The 20,583-nt window shown below is 37.9% G+C and carries 16 protein-coding genes and 1 pseudogene; 11 read left to right on the top strand and 6 right to left on the bottom strand.

Annotation, left to right across the window (positions count from 1 at the left end):
- Nucleotides 1-222 precede the first annotated feature (222 nt).
- The 5 genes and pseudogenes from F6K27_RS26595 (at nucleotide 223) to F6K27_RS26580 (ending at nucleotide 8,594) form a co-directional block, all read left to right on the top strand.
- Nucleotides 223-1,440 (top strand): phosphatidylserine decarboxylase, encoded by a 1,218-nt coding sequence (locus F6K27_RS26595; RefSeq protein ID WP_287279157.1) that lies wholly within the window; start codon nucleotides 223-225, stop codon nucleotides 1,438-1,440.
- 314 nt (nucleotides 1,441-1,754) lie between these two features.
- Nucleotides 1,755-3,152, top strand: a complete 1,398-nt coding sequence (locus F6K27_RS26590) for an alpha-amylase family glycosyl hydrolase (protein ID WP_287279158.1) — start codon at nucleotides 1,755-1,757, stop codon at nucleotides 3,150-3,152.
- 111 nt (nucleotides 3,153-3,263) lie between these two features.
- Nucleotides 3,264-3,392, top strand: a pseudogene (locus F6K27_RS34065) (hypothetical protein); the annotation flags it as partial.
- A gap of 852 nt (nucleotides 3,393-4,244) precedes the next feature.
- Nucleotides 4,245-6,545: a 5-histidylcysteine sulfoxide synthase gene (gene ovoA / locus F6K27_RS26585; RefSeq protein ID WP_287279159.1), complete on the top strand. Its 2,301-nt coding sequence runs from the start codon at nucleotides 4,245-4,247 to the stop codon at nucleotides 6,543-6,545.
- A 309-nt stretch (nucleotides 6,546-6,854) separates the two neighbouring features.
- A complete protein-coding gene (locus tag F6K27_RS26580; RefSeq protein WP_287279160.1) occupies nucleotides 6,855-8,594 on the top strand; it encodes a hypothetical protein in 1,740 nt (579 codons plus the stop codon).
- Between the two features lie 736 nt (nucleotides 8,595-9,330).
- Here F6K27_RS26580 and F6K27_RS26575 read toward each other — a convergent pair.
- The 3 genes from F6K27_RS26575 to F6K27_RS26565 all read right to left on the bottom strand — a co-directional run bounded on the left by F6K27_RS26575 (nucleotide 9,331) and on the right by F6K27_RS26565 (nucleotide 10,949).
- Nucleotides 9,331-10,227, bottom strand: a complete 897-nt coding sequence (locus tag F6K27_RS26575; protein ID WP_124145401.1) for a mechanosensitive ion channel family protein — start codon at nucleotides 10,225-10,227, stop codon at nucleotides 9,331-9,333.
- A 138-nt stretch (nucleotides 10,228-10,365) separates the two neighbouring features.
- Nucleotides 10,366-10,524, bottom strand: coding sequence for a YqaE/Pmp3 family membrane protein (locus tag F6K27_RS26570; RefSeq protein ID WP_124145400.1), 159 nt, complete (start codon nucleotides 10,522-10,524; stop codon nucleotides 10,366-10,368).
- Between the two features lie 302 nt (nucleotides 10,525-10,826).
- A complete protein-coding gene (locus F6K27_RS26565) occupies nucleotides 10,827-10,949 on the bottom strand; it encodes a hypothetical protein (RefSeq protein WP_275670387.1) in 123 nt (40 codons plus the stop codon).
- Between the two features lie 480 nt (nucleotides 10,950-11,429).
- Here F6K27_RS26565 and psb35 point away from each other — a divergent pair, with 480 nt between their 5' ends.
- The 4 genes from psb35 (at nucleotide 11,430) to F6K27_RS26545 (ending at nucleotide 12,783) form a co-directional block, all read left to right on the top strand.
- On the top strand, nucleotides 11,430-11,609 hold the full coding sequence (psb35, locus tag F6K27_RS26560) for a photosystem II assembly protein Psb35 (protein WP_205127395.1): 180 nt from the start codon (nucleotides 11,430-11,432) through the stop codon (nucleotides 11,607-11,609).
- A gap of 91 nt (nucleotides 11,610-11,700) precedes the next feature.
- A complete protein-coding gene (locus F6K27_RS26555) occupies nucleotides 11,701-12,045 on the top strand; it encodes a hypothetical protein (protein ID WP_124145398.1) in 345 nt (114 codons plus the stop codon).
- Between the two features lie 211 nt (nucleotides 12,046-12,256).
- Nucleotides 12,257-12,406 (top strand): hypothetical protein, encoded by a 150-nt coding sequence (locus tag F6K27_RS26550; protein ID WP_287279161.1) that lies wholly within the window; start codon nucleotides 12,257-12,259, stop codon nucleotides 12,404-12,406.
- 194 nt (nucleotides 12,407-12,600) lie between these two features.
- Nucleotides 12,601-12,783, top strand: a complete 183-nt coding sequence (locus F6K27_RS26545) for a CsbD family protein (protein ID WP_124145396.1) — start codon at nucleotides 12,601-12,603, stop codon at nucleotides 12,781-12,783.
- A 250-nt stretch (nucleotides 12,784-13,033) separates the two neighbouring features.
- Here F6K27_RS26545 and F6K27_RS26540 read toward each other — a convergent pair whose 3' ends face one another.
- From F6K27_RS26540 to F6K27_RS26530, 3 genes are all read right to left on the bottom strand, one after another.
- Nucleotides 13,034-13,756 (bottom strand): response regulator transcription factor, encoded by a 723-nt coding sequence (locus tag F6K27_RS26540; RefSeq protein WP_124145395.1) that lies wholly within the window; start codon nucleotides 13,754-13,756, stop codon nucleotides 13,034-13,036.
- Nucleotides 13,757-13,850: 94 nt separating this feature from the next.
- Entirely contained in the window at nucleotides 13,851-15,032 is a 1,182-nt protein-coding gene (locus F6K27_RS26535) for a DUF4336 domain-containing protein (protein ID WP_287279162.1), read from the bottom strand.
- A 108-nt stretch (nucleotides 15,033-15,140) separates the two neighbouring features.
- Nucleotides 15,141-17,519 carry a CBS domain-containing protein gene (locus F6K27_RS26530; protein WP_287279163.1) on the bottom strand — a complete coding sequence of 793 codons (2,379 nt, stop codon included), beginning with the start codon at nucleotides 17,517-17,519 and terminating at the stop codon, nucleotides 15,141-15,143.
- A gap of 681 nt (nucleotides 17,520-18,200) precedes the next feature.
- On the opposite strand from F6K27_RS26530, the gene F6K27_RS26525 reads away from it, so the two are divergent.
- Nucleotides 18,201-18,389: a hypothetical protein gene (locus F6K27_RS26525; RefSeq protein WP_124145392.1), complete on the top strand. Its 189-nt coding sequence runs from the start codon at nucleotides 18,201-18,203 to the stop codon at nucleotides 18,387-18,389.
- 596 nt (nucleotides 18,390-18,985) lie between these two features.
- Nucleotides 18,986-20,029, top strand: coding sequence for a nitrilase-related carbon-nitrogen hydrolase (locus F6K27_RS26520; protein ID WP_287279164.1), 1,044 nt, complete (start codon nucleotides 18,986-18,988; stop codon nucleotides 20,027-20,029).
- Nucleotides 20,030-20,583: the final 554 nt, after the last annotated feature.

The following is a 20,583-nucleotide window of genomic DNA, read 5'->3' as shown; positions in this document are numbered from 1 at the left end:
ACTGCTCCATGGCCTCTGGAGTCAGCCAAAAAGTGAGACTCCCTCGCTGCTTTAAGGAGGCATCATACTCAGACCAGTTTTTGAGTCGATACAAGGACTTGGAGTTGGATTTAGACTTACTCTTACTCATATCTGCTGAGTGTAGTTTCGTGTACCATCTTGACTTCTTTATTTTTACCCTAAACATCATCTTTTGTGCAACAAAGCCTTAAGGAGAATATCATGGCACTACCAAACAAAGAAGACATTCAACCATTTATCGACCAAATCAGAACTTGGTACAGTACTGATGATACTGGGTTTAAAACCTTTTTTGATGCAGCAGTAGAAAATGTCAAACCAATTCCCGAAGGTATAGATGAAAGCGTTAAAAAAGACTGGCAAGGCGCAACAATACAGACCCTATGCGAATTTTTTCAAGAATGGTACGAATGGCTACCAGGAGTACCAGAGGGTTTGGATTATATCCAAAAATTTAGTTGGCTATATTATAAGAATGAATACGGTTTGGCTTTTGTAACCAAAGGTAAAGGTTATGAAATGACCAAACAATTCGTAGATTTGCGCGGTGATTATCTTGATTCTACTGACAGCACAGACCTCGTTGATCAATGGATAAATGAGCTTGGTGGTGCAGAGAAAATTTGTGATGAATTTGTTTGTCCAGCTCAGGGAACCGCACATCAAGGATTTACTAATTTTAATGAATTTTTTGCCAGGGAACTCAACACACCAAGCAAGTCAAGACCTATTACTGCACCAGATGATGATTCTGTTGTGGTAGCTCCAGCAGATAGTGTCATCAATATGATTGTTGACGAGTTAACATTGGAAACAAAAATTGCTGTCAAAACAGTATTTTTGAATGTGAAAGAGCTGTTGAATAATTCCAGTTATGCCGATCGCTTCCTGGGAGGAACTGCAGTTTCTTGTATTCTTATGCCTGATACTTATCACTACTACCATGCACCTGTATCTGGCAAGGTTGTAGAATCTAATGAAGATGTAGCTGGAGAATATTTCGGCATCAATAATTTTCCGGGTTTGTTGAACGATGATAATGTTGGTTATGGATATAGCTACAGCGTCTTTGAACATTTTCGGCGGGGATATTTGGTGATCGAAACAGCCAATTATGGTTGTGTTGGCATGATTCCTGTAGGATTGAATACTATTGCTTCAGTGATATTTGAGGAAGCATTCAAGAATATTACTGATAGTACAAATGGGGTTGAAGTGAAAAAAGGCGATCGCATAGGTTGTTTTAAATATGGTGGTTCCTTAAATATTCTTTTGTTTGAAAAGGACCGTTTTCCTTCATTAAATATTATGCAAGGTCAGCAAATTGGATTATTGATGGGCGAGTCCGAATCAGAAGTCAAGTTAACGAGAACAAGGTTGAATCGTTTCTTGAATCGAATTGCTTATTTAGCAAAATAAAAAATTAGTTCTCTAAATCTACAAAATCCAGCTAATATATTTGATAACTCTATTGCTGTCCTTGACAACAGGTTACAAAGGCTTGTTTATTTTCTAGAGATGTCTCATTATAAATAGCCTTAAATTCAGACAATTTGTTATATCATTTTGCTATATCATATCTGGTTGAATATTTATAATTAGAGCTGCATAGTAGGGTTTGAGCAAAAAGATGGATATTTAATTGGCTAAATCTCTACTACAGACAAAAACTTTTTTATCACTTATGATCGGAACATGATATTACCTCTAAAGTAGAAACAGGAATCGTATTTATGCACACCAAAAATCGTTTAGCTTTCAGTTTTCTAATAACGTGGGTTTGTACCTGCTTCCTGGCAGTAATTATTGGACTCACCTCCAATGCTGCTCCTGCCAAAGCAGATGTTATCTACCACGCTTTCGATGAATGTTTTGCCAATGTCACAGCAGAACTGCCAGAAATTAAAGCAGCAGGATATAACTATATTCAAATTTCTCCTCCCAATCAAACACCATCACGGGAAGATGATGCCTGTACATCAGACAAATACTGGTACTTTCAGTATCAGCCTTATGATTATGTTCTCGAAGGAAATCTAGGAAGTGAGCAAGATTTAAAGGATTTGATTGACGCTGCTCACGAACGGGGAATTAAAATTATTGCCGATGTAGTTTTTAATCACATGGCTAATTATCGTTTTTATAAAGATGTTGCACCTTTCCCTGAAGCATATCCGCTCTACCCAAAAAAAGAATATTTCCACGAGGCAAAATGTATCGCCAACTATAATAATTCCTACGAAGTTGAAAATGATTGGTTATGCAGTCCCAATGACAAGGAAGGATTGCCAGATTTGAGGACAGACTTACCTTATGTGCAACAGAAACAGCATGAGTATATGCAAAAATTGATGGATATTGGCATCGATGGTTTCCGCTTTGATGCTGTCAAACACATTTCTGTTGAGGATTTGGAAAAGATAGTCGAAATTATCCCTGAAGATAAGTTTTATTATGGTGAAGCGATCGGTCGCAACTTTGACGAGAGCATGAAATATATTCCAGTGTTTCCCAAAGTAACGGATTTTCAACTGGTCAATACCTTGAAAAGTGCTTTTACTTACGGGGGAGACTTACGTTCTCTAGTTAATCCAGCAGATACTCAGCGTGCTGTACCTGGAGACAATGCGGTTACCTTTGCTCGCAACCACGATACTTGGGCAATAGGACAATTTGATAATTGGAAATTTGATAAGAACGATTTAGTTTTAGCAACAGCTTACGTTTTAGGGAGAAAAGAAGGAACGCCTTTGATTTTAACTTTTGATGCTTTTGAACCTACAATTGTTGCTGGCACAAAATTTCACCAACAAATGATGGGAGAATCTCAATATTATCGCAATGGTAACGAAATTGCTGACAGTGCGGACAGTCCTAATTTACTCTTGATCGAGCGTGGAGATAAGGGTTTAACCATTATTAATAAAGCTGGTGAAACATTTGATGTCAGTGCTGCTAAAATGCCTGGTTTAGGAGTTGGTTGTTACAACGAACTACAGTACGACTTTGAAATGTGTGTAGACTATGGCGGTGACGGTCAGAAGTATATTAACAAGTGGGGTTCTCCTAATCGTGGTGGAATTGAAATCGGTCCCCGTACCGCATTGTTCTTTGTCAAAAATGAGGCTTAAGTTGTCTCTTTGATGACCATACCAGATTAATATTGGTGAGGATAGCGATCGCCGTACAATGAATTTATTCATATTTGATGGCGATCGCCTCTTTCTGTAATCTTCTAATTTGAATGTACAGAATGTGGCTTCCAAGCTGACAGAGACTTTAATGCTGCTGTCAATTTGGATATTTGTGTAATTAGGTGGAATTTCCACCGAAATTATATCAAATTCGGTAGCATCGGTTTCAACAATTAATAATTAACAATTAATAATTAATAATTACCTCTTCTTATAAAGAAGCTGAAGATAGAACATTATTTTTATACCAAATTAAGCAGATTTGATATTAAGTCTGCTATTGAAGATAAGTTGCAGACTGCGGTCATATCATGTCCACTGGTATCGTTTGTGTAAAAGTTAGGGTGAATATCTACAGGAAATTTAAGTTTTTTCCAGCTTTTAAGCCTTCTCTCCTAGATAACTAAAGCCTTCTTCCTTACCCTTACCTTACAATACCAATGCTACCGGACTTGATATCATTCGTCTACTGTCAAACAGGAAGCTAGACTCCTAAGTTCAAACCATCATTTGGGTAATATGAAATACAAAAAATTGGGCGTTGCATAGTTGCGGGATGATGATTAAATTTGCACGCATCTGAAACTGTTAATAAACTAAGAGCAAATTTTTGGTCAGATATCAAAATCATCCCTTGATAATGCAACGCCAAAAATTGTGCTAGTTATACAAATTCACTTTAAAGATGTCACAAATAGTTTCAAACCCCCTATGTGAAATAATTGCCTGAAATTACTGTAGCATCAAACTCTTAAGCCTATAAAATCTTACTTTTGACTGTCAGATATGCGTCTTACATTCTGTTCGCGGAGCGTTTCCGCAGGAAATAGGAACCTCACCAATTAGCACTTGATGCATGACTTTTAACTTCCGTGAAACGGTATTAGAAATTTCCTCATCACCCAATCACCCATCTCCTTTGCTTGTATCGTGTTTCATTAACTGATAATCTGGCTAAGGACAGCGATCGCCTATAATTTGATTCAATTGTTTGATAATAATATGAATTATTATCAAAGACTAAGTATAATGACTTTAACACGTAATCCAAATCTAGATCTAACTACACTCTTCTCTCCTGAGCAGAAAGGGGAGAAAGATCAAACAGATCCCCTGATTGACCCTTGTCCAGATTGGTGGTGGACTGGGCTGCGACCTACAGAAGTCCTAAAAGCATTGCCGATCCCAAATCTAGCCACCTGCACGCGCCGCGAAGTTCTGGACTACTTTGATAATGGCTGGCTAATGACCGAAGTTTTGTTGTCAGCACTACAAGGAGAACAGGCATTCTTCGATCCACCCTACCACCAACTTCGTCATCCTCTAATATTCTATCTATGCCACCCTGCCGTACTCTACATCAATAAGCTTCGGCTAGCTGGACTCATCCACGAGTCGATTAATCCATACTTCGAGCAATTGTTTGAAACAGGTGTTGATGAGATGTCCTGGGACGATATGTCCAAGAATGAAATGGATTGGCCGTCAGTTCGTGAAGTTGTTGAATACAGACGCAGCACCTACAAAATTATCCGGGAATTGATTGAAACCCTGCCCGACCTGGAAGACAGCCATCCACCGATTGCGATGGACAATCCCGCATGGGCACTATTCCTAGGATTTGAACACGAACGCATCCACATCGAAACCTCCAGTGTCTTGCTACGAGAGTTACCACTGTCGGTTTTGCGTCGTCCAGAAGCATGGCCAAACCTGCATCCTTCAGCATTTGCAGAGAGTCATACCGTTGAGAACGAGTTAATCGCCATTTCCAGCAAAACTGTCACCTTGGGTAAGCCTTGGAGAGAACCCTATTTTGGTTGGGACAACGAGTATGGTTCACGGCAGGTAAGGGTTCGGAGTTTTCAAGCCAGTCAATACTTAGTTACTAATCGTGAATTCTACGAATTTGTTGTTGCAGGCGGATACCAGGAATCGAAATACTGGACAGAAGAGGGCTGGGCTTGGAGGCAAAATCGCAATACTAAATGGCCTACTTTCTGGGTTGCTGATGGACCAGCAGGACTGCACCAATACCGACTGCGGACAATATTTGAGGTGGTAGAGATGCCTTGGTCTTGGCCTGTTGGTGTCAACTGGTATGAAGCGAAAGCCTACTGTGCCTGGAAGACTGAGCAGGATAACAGCCCTGCACCCTACAGACTTTTAACGGAAGCCGAACATCATTGCTTGCGTAGGGGCAACCCGCCAGTTAATTTGAATTTAACTTGGGGTTCGGAAACTCCAGTGAATGCTTTACCAGCTAACGAAGCTGGATTTTACGATGTCTTCGGCAATGTCTGGCATTGGTGTGAGGATGACTTCAATCCCTTAGAAGGGTTCCGCGTTCACCGGATCTATGATGACTTTAGTACCCCTTGCTTCGATGGCGAACATAAGATGATTCTTGGTGGCTCTTTTATCAGCACTGGAGATGAAGCCACCCAGTGGGCAAGGTTTCACTTCCGGCGTCACTTCTTCCAGCACGCAGGATTCAGGCTTGTGCGATCTGATGATGGTGACGCAAGCTGCGATGCGGTACTGATTAGTAGCCAAAGCAATGGAGTTAAAGCCTATGAAGGTGAGAAAATTTTGGCAGAAAACCTGATGCTGCATTATGAGTTGGCTGATGAAGTAATGCCATACAATTTCGGCCCCAAGAATGCCGTGGGATTTCCCCAGCGTATTGCTCAACTAACCTTGGAGACAGCCGATCGCCTGGGAATCAAGAAGGATCGGGCAATAGATGTTGGCTGCTCCGTTGGTGGCTCAACCTTCGAGTTAGCCCGGGGATGCGAGTCAGTGTTAGGGATCGACCTCAGTGTCACCTTTATTGAAGCAGCCGAAACCCTACGTCGCAAAGGCAGACTAGCTTATAGTCGCCCCGATCAAGGGGAAAACATGAGCCAAGCTGAAGTTTGCTTGCCAGAAGACTTGGATCGCCGTATAGTGAATTTCCGCCGTGCCGATGCCTGTGCATTGCCCCCCGAACTCGTTGGGTTTGATGTGGTGTTAGCGGCTAATCTTATTTGTCGTCTACCTAGTCCTAGAGCATTTCTCGGTCGGTTGTGTGGCGCACGCGGTCTAGTACGGCCAGGTGGACTACTGGTGCTAGCCACACCGTTTACCTGGGATGAGCGTTTCACTCCACGGGATGCTTGGCTGGGCGGACATGATGGTGAGGATTCCTTGACTGTATTGCAAGGAGAGCTAAACCAAGATTTTGAGTTGCTCGACACGCAGGATATGCCCTTCCTAATTCGGGAACACGCTCGTAAGTTTCAGTATGTGGTATCCTTGGTCAGTTTGTGGAAGCGGCGTAGCGACTAAATGTATCAGGACTTACGCAAAATATTAAGTCATACACCATCTGTAGGGGCGATTCGCGTTTGCGCAGCATTCCGGAGGAAATCGCCCCCTACTAGATATGCTGGTTATGCGTAAGTCCTGTGTATATTATTGCTAATGCGCTCATTGCTATAAAATCCAATTGAACAGTCGTCATTGCGACGATAGGAAGCAATCTCAAGGATGCGCGGAGATTGCTTCCTTCCACTCCGTTCCAGTCGCAATGACTTGAGTATAGTAATTATCCAGATTTGATATTATAGTAAAAAAAATTTAGAGGGTGATAGAAAAATGAACAAATTCAAAAGTATAATCGACAGGGCAAGCAGTGAAGCAGATCAGGAACTTAAAACCCTACAAGAACTAGAAATCTTTGTTCTAGATAATTCTGTTCGTGAAACCACTGTGGGAACTGCTCGTGGTCATGTCCTTGAAGACAAAATAAATATCTTAAAATCTATTGCTGAAACTGAACTAAATGAAGTGATTCTTGGCACTTATGGTTCTAACAGAAATGTTGATGACCAAATTCCTAAACATTGGATCGATCTGGGTGGAACTTTAGATAATATGTGGGGATTTAGCGAAGCTTACAGTGCTTTAGATAAATATGGAGTTCCCATTGATGAGCCAGCAGATGGATTGTTGGAAATGGTCAACGATCATAAGATGAGTAATGCGATTATCGAAATAGATTTATGTAGTCCTGCCATCAATTATCAGCAGTTCGATCTTAACCAGTTCATTTTAAACCAAGTGGAGTGGGGTAATAAAAATTTGATGCCACGGGGCGAACAAAAACTTCCTCCACGTCTACTTGTAAATTTGAGAGATTTCGCAAATTTTGAAACTGATACAGAGGGTTTAACCAGAGCGCTCCATCTCGTTGAAGCTTTGGGTAATCTGCCTAGCGATCGGCGTCCCTTTGGACTGATGATAGAGGAACCAACGGGTTTTTTGCTGCCAGAAACTGTAAGCAAACTGACTAGCATTATTCGTGAAACCATGATTTCGGCAAATTGGTCAAATGGTAAGCTACTTGTTCATGTACATTGTGGTTTTGGTTTGGCAGAGTCAACGGTTTTAGAAGCATTGGCAAATGGTGCTGATGGGATATGGAGTGCTGTTTGCAAGGCTGGAGCAGCTTTGGGTCATTCATGCTCAAGTATTACATTAACAAATCTAGCTAGGCTTGGCAATAAATTTGTAACTCGTACATACAACCTGCCAGCCATTATTAAAGCTGCGCGCAAAGTACATACAATTGCATCAAAAGAACCTGTCCCTAGGGACCAGGAAGTTTATGGTAAGGAAGCTTTCGATCTCGTGTTCGGTGGATGGCATGGATTCATGGGAGATAAAATGGGCGCCGTTGCTAGTATGATTGGTGTCAAGCAGACTGTAAGAATCAGCGATTTTGCCAATACCGAAATGCTACGTCAAGCTATGATTGAACGATTCGGCGAACCAGAAAAAACCGGATGGGATGAAAACTTATGCAAAAAGATGGAAGAAAAAATTGATGATCACTTAATTCGCGGACAAAGCTTTGACTATAATACTATTACTGGGTTAGCGCAATTATACGAATATAGCGGAGGATGTATTTCATCGTCTATGCTGAAAATTATTACCTCAGACAGCGATGTTCCTGATGAACACCCACTGATCGTTAGTCTCAAACAACGATGGAAAAAGTTGTCAGAAAAAATTAATTCGCCGTCTCATGAAAGTATAGAGGAACTGACTTCAAAACCTAGCATATTTTGGCAAAACCCAGAGATTCCTGAAACAATGGAAGAGATACCCATCAATCATTTTCTTGATGATATTTTCACAGGTGTTCATGTCACAGGAAAACAAAGGGAGATGATTAGCAATTTGTTAGATGTTGACGGTAACGGTTATGTATCTTGGCAAGAGTTTTGCTTTCGTTTGAAATGGACTATACAACAGAAGGGTGTACTCTACTACCCAACACCGGAAGCATTAATTTTGGGAACTTTTGAATTCATCTTACAGCAATTTTAATATAGCAATTCCCATACTGGTGAGGTACAAAATTTTAGGTTTGAGGGAACAGGGAACAGGGAACAGGGAATAGATAAAGAAGAAAAACAACTGTACCTCATAACTTTGGGAATTGCTATCATGTGTGTAGACTACTGTGGTGATGGTCAAAAGTACATTAATAAATGGGTTTCCCCTAATCGCGGTGGAATTGAAATCGGTCCCCGTATCACATTGTTCTTTGTTAAAACAGAGGCTTAATATCAAGTCCGGTTGACAAGTGGTGATTAGCGACGAAAGGAAGTAATCTCTTAAACCTTTGAAATAACTTCCTTTCACTCCCTTCCAGTTGCTGTGTGCCAGGCTATAGTAATTATCTGGATTAGCCTTCTAATTACAAACCAACAATTAATAAAGAAGGTGGAGTCAAAATTGCTCCTGATACTGCATCTTCTCTCTAAATCAGTCATCATATCAAATCCGGTAGCATCGGTGTAATTAGATAGTTAATCTAGGAGGACCGAGTCAACCCACCCCTCGCCCCTCCCCCTCCGGTGGAGGGGAAGGACCTCCTCAGGAGGGAAGAGAATGCGCGAAACATTTGCTCTTGGATGAAGATGAAAATTTTTTTTATACCGAACCCGAGCGGATTTGATATCAGTTAAAATTAGGATTGAGGAAAAATTATAAATATCTTCGATCTTTAGCAGTAATTACAGTAATTAAATAATTGATAATCTGGATTACATAAATTGCTTTACTGGGAAGATTTTATGTTTTGCCGAAGGTCTATAGGAATATAATCATTATACTTATTCTGATTGTAGAAATAAACAGTCCGAATTGGATAAGGAATATTAATATCTACCCGATCAAAAACTTTCTTAATAGCAATAATTGCGTGAGTTTGAGTTCGGCGTACTTCTTTCTGTTCTGCCTTAGTCCAATACCGCACAATAAAGTCTATTGAACTATCATTAAAACTAACTAAATCTATCTCAGGATCGGGATCTTCTAAGACACCTTCAACCTTTTGAATAAGTTTGTATAATATCTCTGCTGCTTCTGATAAAGGAGTATTATAATCTACACCTACTCCTAGGTCAGTTCGTCGAATACCAAAAGCAGTTCTTACTTGTATAGCACTGGTAAATACATTAGCATTAGGTAAAATCACTCTTTCGCCATTGTAAGTCCGAATTTTCGTAGTCCTAATATCAATTTGTTCTACAGTACCTTCATACTTATCAACTATTATTTGGTCGCCGATACGAAATGGCTCTTGTAATAAGAGTAATATTCCTGCAAGAAAATTTTTAAATATGTCTTGAAATGCAAAACCAACTGCAACAGAACCAAGACCTAATGTCGCAATAATATCTCCTAGTTTTAAACCGGGAAAAGCAATAACACAAGCAATAATAACTCCTATTACCCAAACACCCACATGGGTAGTTTTTGTGATTAAAATTTGTAAGGATTTACTACGAGTTGCACGCTTTCCTACCCGTTGAGCAAGGTTCCGAAGTAATTTTGCTGCATAGCGAGTTAAAAAAATAATAATTAATGCTATTAGTATGGCTGGTATGACTTTTATAGTACTTTCAAGTACATCTTTTAATCCATTAATAATTATATTGATTATTTCATCCATATATAAGTAAAAATCCTGAACTTTAGTAACCTCTATTTAATTTCTTGAAGAAGGTTTAAGGTTAAATTGATAATAAGATTATAGGTGGTAATTTGGGCATAAATACCCGGATATTACCACCTAAAATATAATAACTATTTATCTTTTAGCAATAATCCAAACAGCATGAACAATTCCTGGGATATAACCCAGTAAAGTCAAAAGAATATTCAACCAAAATTGACCGCCAAAACCTACTTGCAGAAATACGCCAAGCGGTGGTAAAAAAATCGCACAAATTAAACGAATAATATCCATGTTAATCTCCTTAATAAAATGGTTCTGTGGTATATAATCTATCTCACTCTTTGTGAGGTATCTTGGTTCTCCTTCTTTTATGTCCTCTGTTCTCTGTTTTCAGTTCTCTAAAACCCAGAACTTTGTATCTCACTCAGAGATGAGAATTGCTATATTATCAACTTGTGAGGCAAGTTTGTCAACGCTTTATATGAAATACGAAAAATGATGCTAGTTATGAATTTCCCCATCTCCCTATCTCTCATCTTATCGCTAGCAAATATTAACCTATTTCATATTATTTACTATTGCCAAACAAAAACTTAGGCTTCATATTCTGGCAAATTGCTCTGAATATTTTCATCTCCCGATTCAATATCGTAGTTTCCATTCCATTCATGACAAGTACCATTTTCAGGAAAATGAGGAACTTGATACCCAGCCAAATAGTTATATGAAAGTTTAATAGAGGGCTTTATTTAATTTTAATAATTCAGGTAAAAAATATATTTATTATAGAATGTATCTTACTTCTGACACTGAAATAAGTCATCTATCTCAAGATATAGATCCTATACAGACCCAGCAAATCAAAAAAGTTGTTTTTATTGGATCTTAATTATTCATTCTATCCCAAATTAAAAATATCGTGAAAAAGAGACAGGAAATAGGGTAAACCAAGCCTATAAAAAATCTACCCTAACTCTTGATTTTTCTGTCGTATTCAATTCTTATCTCTCCTATATGAGTTGTGAATTATGGCAACTCAATCTTTATTGCAACTGTTATTAATTCTTTATTTGTCTCTCTAAAATTATCCAAGCTTTACTGCCACTTCAACCTTTTGATAGATGTGAATTTATATTTTTTTAATTTACTATGACTGTAGTAAGTTCAAATTTCGGATTAAGGAGCATTCTAATATTATGTATTTATTAGAAGTTGCTACAAAAGCACCTCATTTTCCTTTTGCTGCAACAGCAGTATTGGTAATTGGGTTCGTTGCTGCAGTAACAATGGGTTCTATTGCCTGGTACAACTCTAAGCGTCCCCCTGGTTGGGAAAACAAAGAACGTCCTGATGTTGTTCCTAAAGTTGATTCATAAAAAATAAAATACTGAATAATATCTGCTTTAGTCGAGCGATCGATAAAACATTTTTTTTAAGTTCAATAGAAATTTATTTGGAGGTTAAATAATGACAAATCAAACAAATATAAGTCCTAACTACGATGCTAATATCATTCCTACAGATGTAGCAGATAGGATGGAAAGAGAGGGAGAAAACTTTATGAAAACTCCTGAAGCAGAAGGAGAAGAAAATAATACTACATCAGGTTATACTGTTGATACAGAAGGTAGGTTAAATAATTTTGCGATTGAACCTGAAATGTATGTCAATGAACCAGGAGATTTAAGACAGCAAGAAGAAGAACAAAGACTAGAACGTGCTAAAACTATGAAAGAAATAAATCAGACTAATGAAGATGGAAAGTTAACTATGTCTGAAGATAATCGTGGTAAAGGAACAGGTATAATTTAGTTATCAATTATAATTAGTTGAGCTGCACATATCATCAAGTATTCATAAGTGACATAAAAATTACTGACCTAGCTAATAATGCTAGGCTTTTTTGTTGATAGAGGCAAAATCAAAAACTATACCGATCTTACCGAATTACCGAATAATTAGGGTTTGCGTATGGAAAGTCTTATGGGTGAGGGGAGGAGACAGGAGACAGGAGACAGGAGAAATGGGGAATTTAGAGGAGTTAGTCGAATATTTTATCCCTCAATTTTTCTGCAATTATTCTCCTTTCAACCCTAACTTTCTGCTTGCTCAAGCCGAAAAAGCCAGACCCACTGGAGCGAAAAAAAGCCTAAAACCTTTATCTGTCGATTAAAAAAACTGACACTCCCGCCTGTTCCCTGTTCCCTAAAAGCGATAAGGTTTTTATACACAAATAAAATAGGACTGCTATATCTATCAAATGGTATAATCATAAAATACATCAAGATACTCCTTTCGATAGAAGAAAGTTTAAAAAATTATTATTAGTATATAAATGTAGATAAAAAAGTTCTGAGGTTAATATCCATGACTACCGAAGATAGAGTAAAAGCAACTGTTAAAAATATTGAAGGTAAAGCTCAAGAAATGCTTGGAGAAATTACTGGTAATCCAGAAGACAAAGCTGAAGGACAAGTTAAGCAAGATGAGGCTAGAGTAGAACACATTGTAGAAAATGCTAAAGAAGAAGCTAAGAAAAAAATTGACTAGACTGACTAAATTTTCTCAATCATTTTAGTATAACTAATATTTGATCAGAATCCAAGGAAAATATATTGAATACTTTTCCTTGAATTAATAAACTCTTTTTCAAGATAGGATAAGTCAAGAATTAGTTGGGGTGAATTTTTAATAGCAAAGGATTGAATAAAAAAATCTTTTTATTCAAGCTATTAAACCACTCTGACATCTTTGACTAATGCAGATAGAAAGCATAACTATTAAAGGAAATCGATCGAGCTTAACTAACTAAACCAGCACGCAAAGCACGGACTGCTGCTTGAGTCCGATCGTTGGCACATAGCTTATTTAAAATACTACGAACATGGGTTTTGACAGTTCCGATAGTGATATAAAGCTTGTCAGCAATTTGAGCATTGCTACACCCAGAAACTATTAGCTGTAATACTTCTAATTCTCTTTCTGTTAGAGGATCTATCTGAATTATTCCATCTCCTCCCGGCGCACAGTCCATTTCATTTAGTTTTATTAGTGGTTGAGAAGTTGGATAGTTACTATCAGAAGTTTCCTGAGCTTGCTTAATTACCACACTAGCGATCGCCGGGTCGATCCAATTATTACCTTCATTAGTAACCTCAATAGCCTGAAGTAAATTACTAAAACTGACATCTTTGAGACTATATGAGTCTGCACCAGCACTAAAAGCAGCTATTACAGTATCTTCACTATCTTTTGTTGTTAAAACTAACACTTTTGTTTGTTTATATTCCCGAGCACCATTTAATTGTTTCAACTTCTGAGTTAGTTCAACTCCATCCATATCAGGTAGATTAAGAGCAACTATTGCTACATCAGGCTGAGTTGTTTGCACAATATTTAAACCTTTTTGGCCAGAAGCGGCATCCCCAACTACTTTAATACCTTCAGACATTTGTAATGCAGCTACCAACCCAGCACGACTTGAGTCATGCTTTTCAATCAAAACAACTCTGATTATGTTCATCGTAATTCCCTTTTGCTTAAGTTAAACTTGTGGGATTGTTTGTAAATCAGTTTTGATTTATCTTATAGGGAAAATAAGAAAATGCTCTTCAGCTTTAACGTAAAGCCCCTATTTTTGTAAGCTTATCATCTAATTGTCTCAAAAACTGTAAATCTGTCTCTGGTAAATACCCCCCACTATCCTTTTCTAAAAAACTAAACCCTTGCCTAAACTCATACCCACTTGCCTGAATAGGTGCGTCAAAATGACAGGGAATAATCTGCCGAAAATTCCAACTTGCCACTTTCTCAACCCACTCCATCACCTGTTTGGGATCGCGATTCAAAATCAGGGTTTGCAATATAGGTGCTACTAACAACCGCCCATCCTGTCGTAATTGTGTAAAAGAACGCTGCCAGTCAGACTTCCATCGCCACGGTAAGAGACCAAAATATGCACGCTTCGAGCGATCGCCTGCTTTCCAAACATTCTTAAAAATTTCCCCAGTAGGAACTACCTCTAAAGCACCCACCTGAAAATATAATCCAAACAAACATATTTTTTGCCACCCTACACATCTATTTGTGGGAGTATCCTCTACCACATCAAACACATCATCTTTGGCATGAAACAATAACGGATAGGGATCTAAATTCAAAATATCGGGCGGTTCAGCAGGTACAGATAAAACAGTATCAACCGCCAGTAAAGTTTGGGATGGACTATGCCAGAATACTACTTCTGCAAAAGGTTTGAAACCAATATCAAGGGGTCCGAGAGTTGCGTAGTCAAATTCTGCTGCAAAAGGTGCATCTCCACTATTCACAGGGAGTAAGTAGGTGCGGTTTCTTGGTAAACCCAACCAACTCAGGGGTAAATTTAGAGGAAAACTCCATTGGTTGGGCGTAACAAAAACTTCCGCCGTGGGAAATTTTCTCGCAAAGGGTCCCACATATACTTTATGTTCTAAGCCAGAAATAGTTGGTAAAATAATGTAGCGAACTTCTCCATATTTTTCTACCAATTCATTGACAAGGCGCACACATTCCCGGGTTGGTGCTATTGGGGCGTAGACAAACAAGCCGCCTCCAATCATTCTTACCACTGTCATCCGAATTGGTACAGTGACATAGAAGATACCCTGAAGTTGGTCAAAAGTCCAGATTGTATCTTTGACAATCTCCTTTCGTAATGTTCGTCTTTGTCCATAAGGGTATAAGGGTAATATAGGCCATAGAGGCCATGACCAATCCTGAGAGTGAGAAATATTCTGTTGTCTTTGTTTCCCTGAATGCACTTTTAATGCAGTTATTTACTACAGTTATTACTTTATAGTATTAAGAAGAAATAAGGAAGTGGGCTAGCCAAAATTAAATTTCGGAAATTAGAATTTGATGCAATTTCTTTACGTTGGTAGTTCTACTGTAAAAGTTGTCCAACCATTACTGCTAGTAACAAGTATATTACCATTTAGCTGTTCTACCAATTTTTTTACTAGGGCTAAACCTAAACCTGTGCCACCTTGTTTCCAAGGATCGGCATTAGGCACTCGATAAAATTTGTTAAATATTTTAGGTAACTCAGATGCGGGAATTTCTGATGGGTTACTAATCAGAAATTTGATCGAAGAAGGTGTTTCTTTAAGGCTTTTTTTGCTACTTTTTTTCTGATTACATTCAACTATAAACTTGATTTCGCCACCATTCTGAGTATACTTGCAAGCATTATTTAGGAGTTCTGCTAAAATCCTGCTTAAACTATTATTATTAGACACGATCTGAGGGAGTTTTTTAGGACTCTTAACTTTTAGAGTTTGTTCGCGTTCTTTAGCTCTAGATTTAAAAGGATCGATAATAGTGGGAAGCCAACTTGCTAAATCTATTGTATCTATAGGGATAAATTCAGTGCCACCTTCTAAGCGCTGTAAATCTAACAAATCGGTAATTAACTTAATTTCTCTTTTACACTCTGTATCTAAAATATTTAAATATTCTTTACCGCGTTCTGATACAGGAAAGACTTTCAACATATGAATAGCCATTTTCATGTTCGATAGAGGTGTTCTTAACTCATGAGAAACAGTGCTTAAAAAATCATCTTTGAGAATATTAAGTTGCTGTAGTTCTCGCACTTTTTGTTGCAATTCTGCTGTGCGGTCTTGAACTTGTTTTTCTAAATCTGTGTTCAGAGTTTGTACTTGTTGATAAAGTTGGGCCTGTTGAATACCGATCGCTAACTGAGTTGCTAGCTGCTTCAAAAAATCAATTTCAGATTGTTGCCACTCTCGAATTCCCGAACCTTCCTGGGTACACATCAGTCCCCATAGTTGTCCATCTTGGGAAATTGGTACTATTAACCAAGCTTTTACCTGTTTTTCCTTCAACTCAGTAATTTTTTCTGTACTTGAATCTGTTTGAGTGATATCAGAAACTGCCTGAATAGTATTTTGATTCATGTTTAAATTTGACATTAAGCATTCGGATGAAATTGTTTCTCCCATCCAGGAGTTGCAGTTTTTTTCTACTGACTCAGCAACTATTTTAGCGACTTTTGCAGTTTCTACCTGAAATAACACTACTCGATCTGTTTTGAGGAATTGCTTAACTTCTGTCACTACAGCATTAATAATTTCATCTATATCTAGAGATTGATGAATCCGAAGAGCTATTTTTGCCAGGAGGCGATCGCGTTCTAACTGTGCTTGTATTTCCGCCGTTCGTGCCTGCACTTCTTTTTCTAATTGTGCATTTCTAGTGCGTAATAGTTCAAATTTTTCTGCTTGCAGTTGATTAACATCTTTTCGTAATTTTCTGACCAACCCAAACATTACTGTCGGGTCTAATACTTGCAGTAAACTAGTCTGATTAACTGTTCCCAGAAACTCTCCTTGTTTACCACATACTATCAATATTTCTACCTGTTCATGCAACATTTTTTTATGAGCATCCCAGAGAGAATCTGTTTGTTTCAAACAATTTAATGGCGTTTTCATTACCTTTTTTACAGGTGTTGTTGCCAAACTCATATTTATATAATAGCCTTGTGCAATATCATCTGTAGTGATTATGCCAACAGGTTTGTCAATTTCAGTCCTTTGTGTTTTATTTTTTTTATTCTGTGTTACGATTACACTATTTACTTGTTGATCAGACATCAATTTACTAACCTCCAACAATGATGCCGTTTCTGGAGTTGTGACTGTAAAAGAATCATTTTTTACTTCATTTACCCTTCTTGAGCTGAGAATATTAGAAGGTTGCAGTACTTGACGAATTCTTTCTGGTGTCACAACGCCAACTATTTGACCCATACTATCTAGCACTGGTAGATGACTAATTTTATGTTGGCGAAACAGAGATAAAGCAGTAAATAAATCTTGATCGTCTGATTCTTTTATAGTCACAAAATTAGATGATATGACTTCTTTTATCTTGACATTTTCTGATAAATTGCTTAGATTACCAACTTGACCAGTCGCAATTAGTTTAACAAGATCGCTGACAGTAAATATTCCTAATAGAAAAGAAGATTGTGCATTATATTTTTGATCTTTTTCAACATATTTTTGTTCTACAATTAAAACACTTGTAGCTTTTTCCTGTTTTGATAATGGTGATTCATGAATTCCATTTGTCAGTGTATTGACAGGTATTTCACAACTGCTTTGTAACAGACTCATTTGTTTTAGTACGTCTACCAGAGGAGTTTCGGGTGTTACAGTTAGTGGATAACGGTCAATTGCTTTTTGTAGAGGTGATGAATAGATACAAGATTGAGCAACCATAATCATATCTCCTTTATAAATAAATGCAAAATATTATTTAAGATTTTTCAGGCAAATCTAGAGTTTTTTATATTTAATAAGTAATTCTATTAGAACCGTAATTATTGCCTAAAAATTACAGTATAAATTTTAGCATCAAATCAAGTTTGGATCAATATTTGAAAGTGCTAAAATTAGGTTTAGTTTGAGTTTACTAAACTCGATCTACTTTGAAAAAAATTAGAGTGTTGTGAAACTGATTACTGTTAACAATAGTGGTGATTAATGTATGAAACTAAGTAAGGAAGCGATCGCGAGCACTACTGATATTAAGTTCGATTGGATACTTACTTGCATTTTATAGAAACAGACCCAAGGAGGTTATATAATAGAGTTGTCGCTAAATAGATATAAAAAATATCCACAACCTAGACAGGGTAATTATTTTGAGTCTTTTGATCTATAAATAACTACAAGCTTTACATAGGGGGGTTTCTACAATTTTTTAGTTTATCAAGCGACAAGTCTAATATATTTACATAAATATAATGCTCTACTTTTTGAAGTACAGACTTCTCAGGATTTTTGCTGACTAGCATGGCCTTCACTTTTGATATTTAAGAAATAAATTAGAATATAATTTGTCATTTCTAGAGTTTTTGTTTCAAAATATTAAGTAAAGATGAGTTGAGAGTATTACCTATGTTTCCATTCTTTGCTAAACCCTGCTGTGGCTGGGACTTTTTTCAACCAGAGTCTCGTAAAGTCCATCAGGAAAATAAACTGAAATTCCTCAAGTGGATGCGAGATGATCTAGAAACTAGATTAGCTGGACTTAATGCGGCCATTCAAACCATTGAACGCCAGATTAATCAAGATCAACCTTCTTAATGTTATAGAGTTGATCATCCACCGAGAAAGCCTTGGAGTGCATTACTCCTAACACTTTAACTACAGTTATTTTTTCTGGGGCGCATAATATTACGCCCCTTACTTTGAGAATATTGGAATTACCCAAGTAATATAATTTCTCACTGATTAAAGCTACAGAACTAATCTTTTAGTCCTTGACAATAAATTTAAAGGTGTTGGTGAATCAAACTATGAATTAAGATATTTGGACTAACTGTAATCAACATCAGAATTATGAATACCCCTTTCATTACTTGCTCCCGAACTTGCTCCCGAACAACCCGTAAACGAAATAATCTGTAGGGACTTTGTATTCAAAGTCCCTACCTATTCCCTATTCCCTAAGCACGAAAATCATAGCTAAATTCACCAACGCCAATTTAAATTGTCAGGCAACATTGGTATAATATAAATGATTTCTTCTTCTTTGTTACTGTTTTATCTTTTAATATCTACAGCTTTCCTCCAAGTCTAATCACAACCCCATTCTCAGTCACTCATTGACTACTGAATACTTCTTCAAAATTTCCTAGAGATTTTCTACACACCCATGCCGAGGATGACTATAGCAAAATATGATAGAAGCTATCAATCAAGTTACCCCTTTCCAGGCTTTGGCCCTTCAAGTCCAGGCGAAAGCAGTAAATCAGGCCAACGATCAGGAATCTGCGCGATCGCTGATTCAATCAACCATCAATCACCTAGCCAAACAAATAGCTGCTAGTAAAGCTTTTATTGGCCTAAACTGTAAATTAGTTTTACTGCCAGAATATTTTCTCACAGGTTTTCCGATGGCTGAGTCTTTGACAAGTTGGGCAAATAAAGCCTGTTTGGAAATGACTGACCCCATCTACGATCGCCTAGGAGAGATTGCTCAAAAAAATGATATTTTTCTAGGGGGCAATGCTTATGAAGTTGACCCCAACTTTCCCGAATTATATTTTCAAAGCTGCTTTCTCATTGACCCCAGTGGCAATATCGTATTGCGCTATCGACGTCTTAACTCCATGTTTGCTCCTACTCCCCATGATGTATGGGATAAATATCTCGACTGTTATGGTTTAGAGGGAGTATTTCCCGTTGCTAAAACAGCGATCGGTAATTTTGCTGCCGTTGCCTCCGATGAAATTTTATTTCCAGAAGTGACCCGATGTTTGGCAATGCGTGGGGCAGAAATTTTACTGCATCCTACTTCAGAAGTTTATGGGCAAGCGCGATCGCCAAAAGAAGCAGCGAAAGTTTCTCGTGCTGTGGAAAATATGATGTATGTGATATCTGCTAATACTGCAGGTATTGCCAATACTCCCATTCCTGAAGCTTCCGTTGATGGGGGTTCTAAAATTATCGACTATCGAGGTTTAATATTAGCGGAAACGGGTGCAGGGGAAAGCATGGCCGCCTATGGTGAAATTGATATTATGGCTCTCCGCAACTATCGCTCTCAAGTAGGAATGAAAAATTTATTAGCAAGACAACGGTGGGATATTTATGCAGAAAGTTATCGTCAGTTTTATGCTTATCCTGCTAATACTATGGATGGTGGAGTAGTTGAGCGAAAACATTTTATTGAAACTCAACGTGCAACTATTGAAAAGTTGAGAAAAGAAGGTATTATATGAGGAACAAGGGAGTAGGGAGTAGGGAGTAGGGAGTAGGGAATATATTGAAACTTACCTTACTATTGAAGTAATAAGATAGGTTTTTTCAACTAACTCCTACGACCTTCTTCACATCATATTATCGCTGAAAAAATGTAAGCATTCAGCTATTAGCGTTCAGCGCTTCAGATGCATGAAAGAAAGAATCAAGCAATAACCAAGGTTAGCTGAAAGGACTATTTCATTTCCTGCGGAATGCTGCGCAAACATCACTTTTCATTATCCTTGAATACTAATTACTTTTTCCAAGATAATTACTTAATAACTCATAGCTGATAGCTGACCGCTGAATGCTTACGAAAAAATAGGCTTTGTTGCACAAAAGATGATGTTTAGGGTAAAAATAAAGAAGTCAAGATGGTACACGAAACTACACTCAGCAGATATGAGTAAGAGTAAGTCTAAATCCAACTCCAAGTCCTTGTATCGACTCAAAAACTGGTCTGAGTATGATGCCTCCTTAAAGCAGCGAGGGAGTCTCACTTTTTGGCTGACTCCAGAGGCCATGGAGCAGT

It is taken from the genome of Okeania sp. SIO2F5, assembly GCF_010692685.1.
GTDB lineage: Bacteria > Cyanobacteriota > Cyanobacteriia > Cyanobacteriales > Microcoleaceae > Okeania > Okeania hirsuta.
The sequence above is the reverse complement of the archived record's forward strand: the minus strand, read 5'-3'. Positions and strand labels throughout refer to the sequence as shown.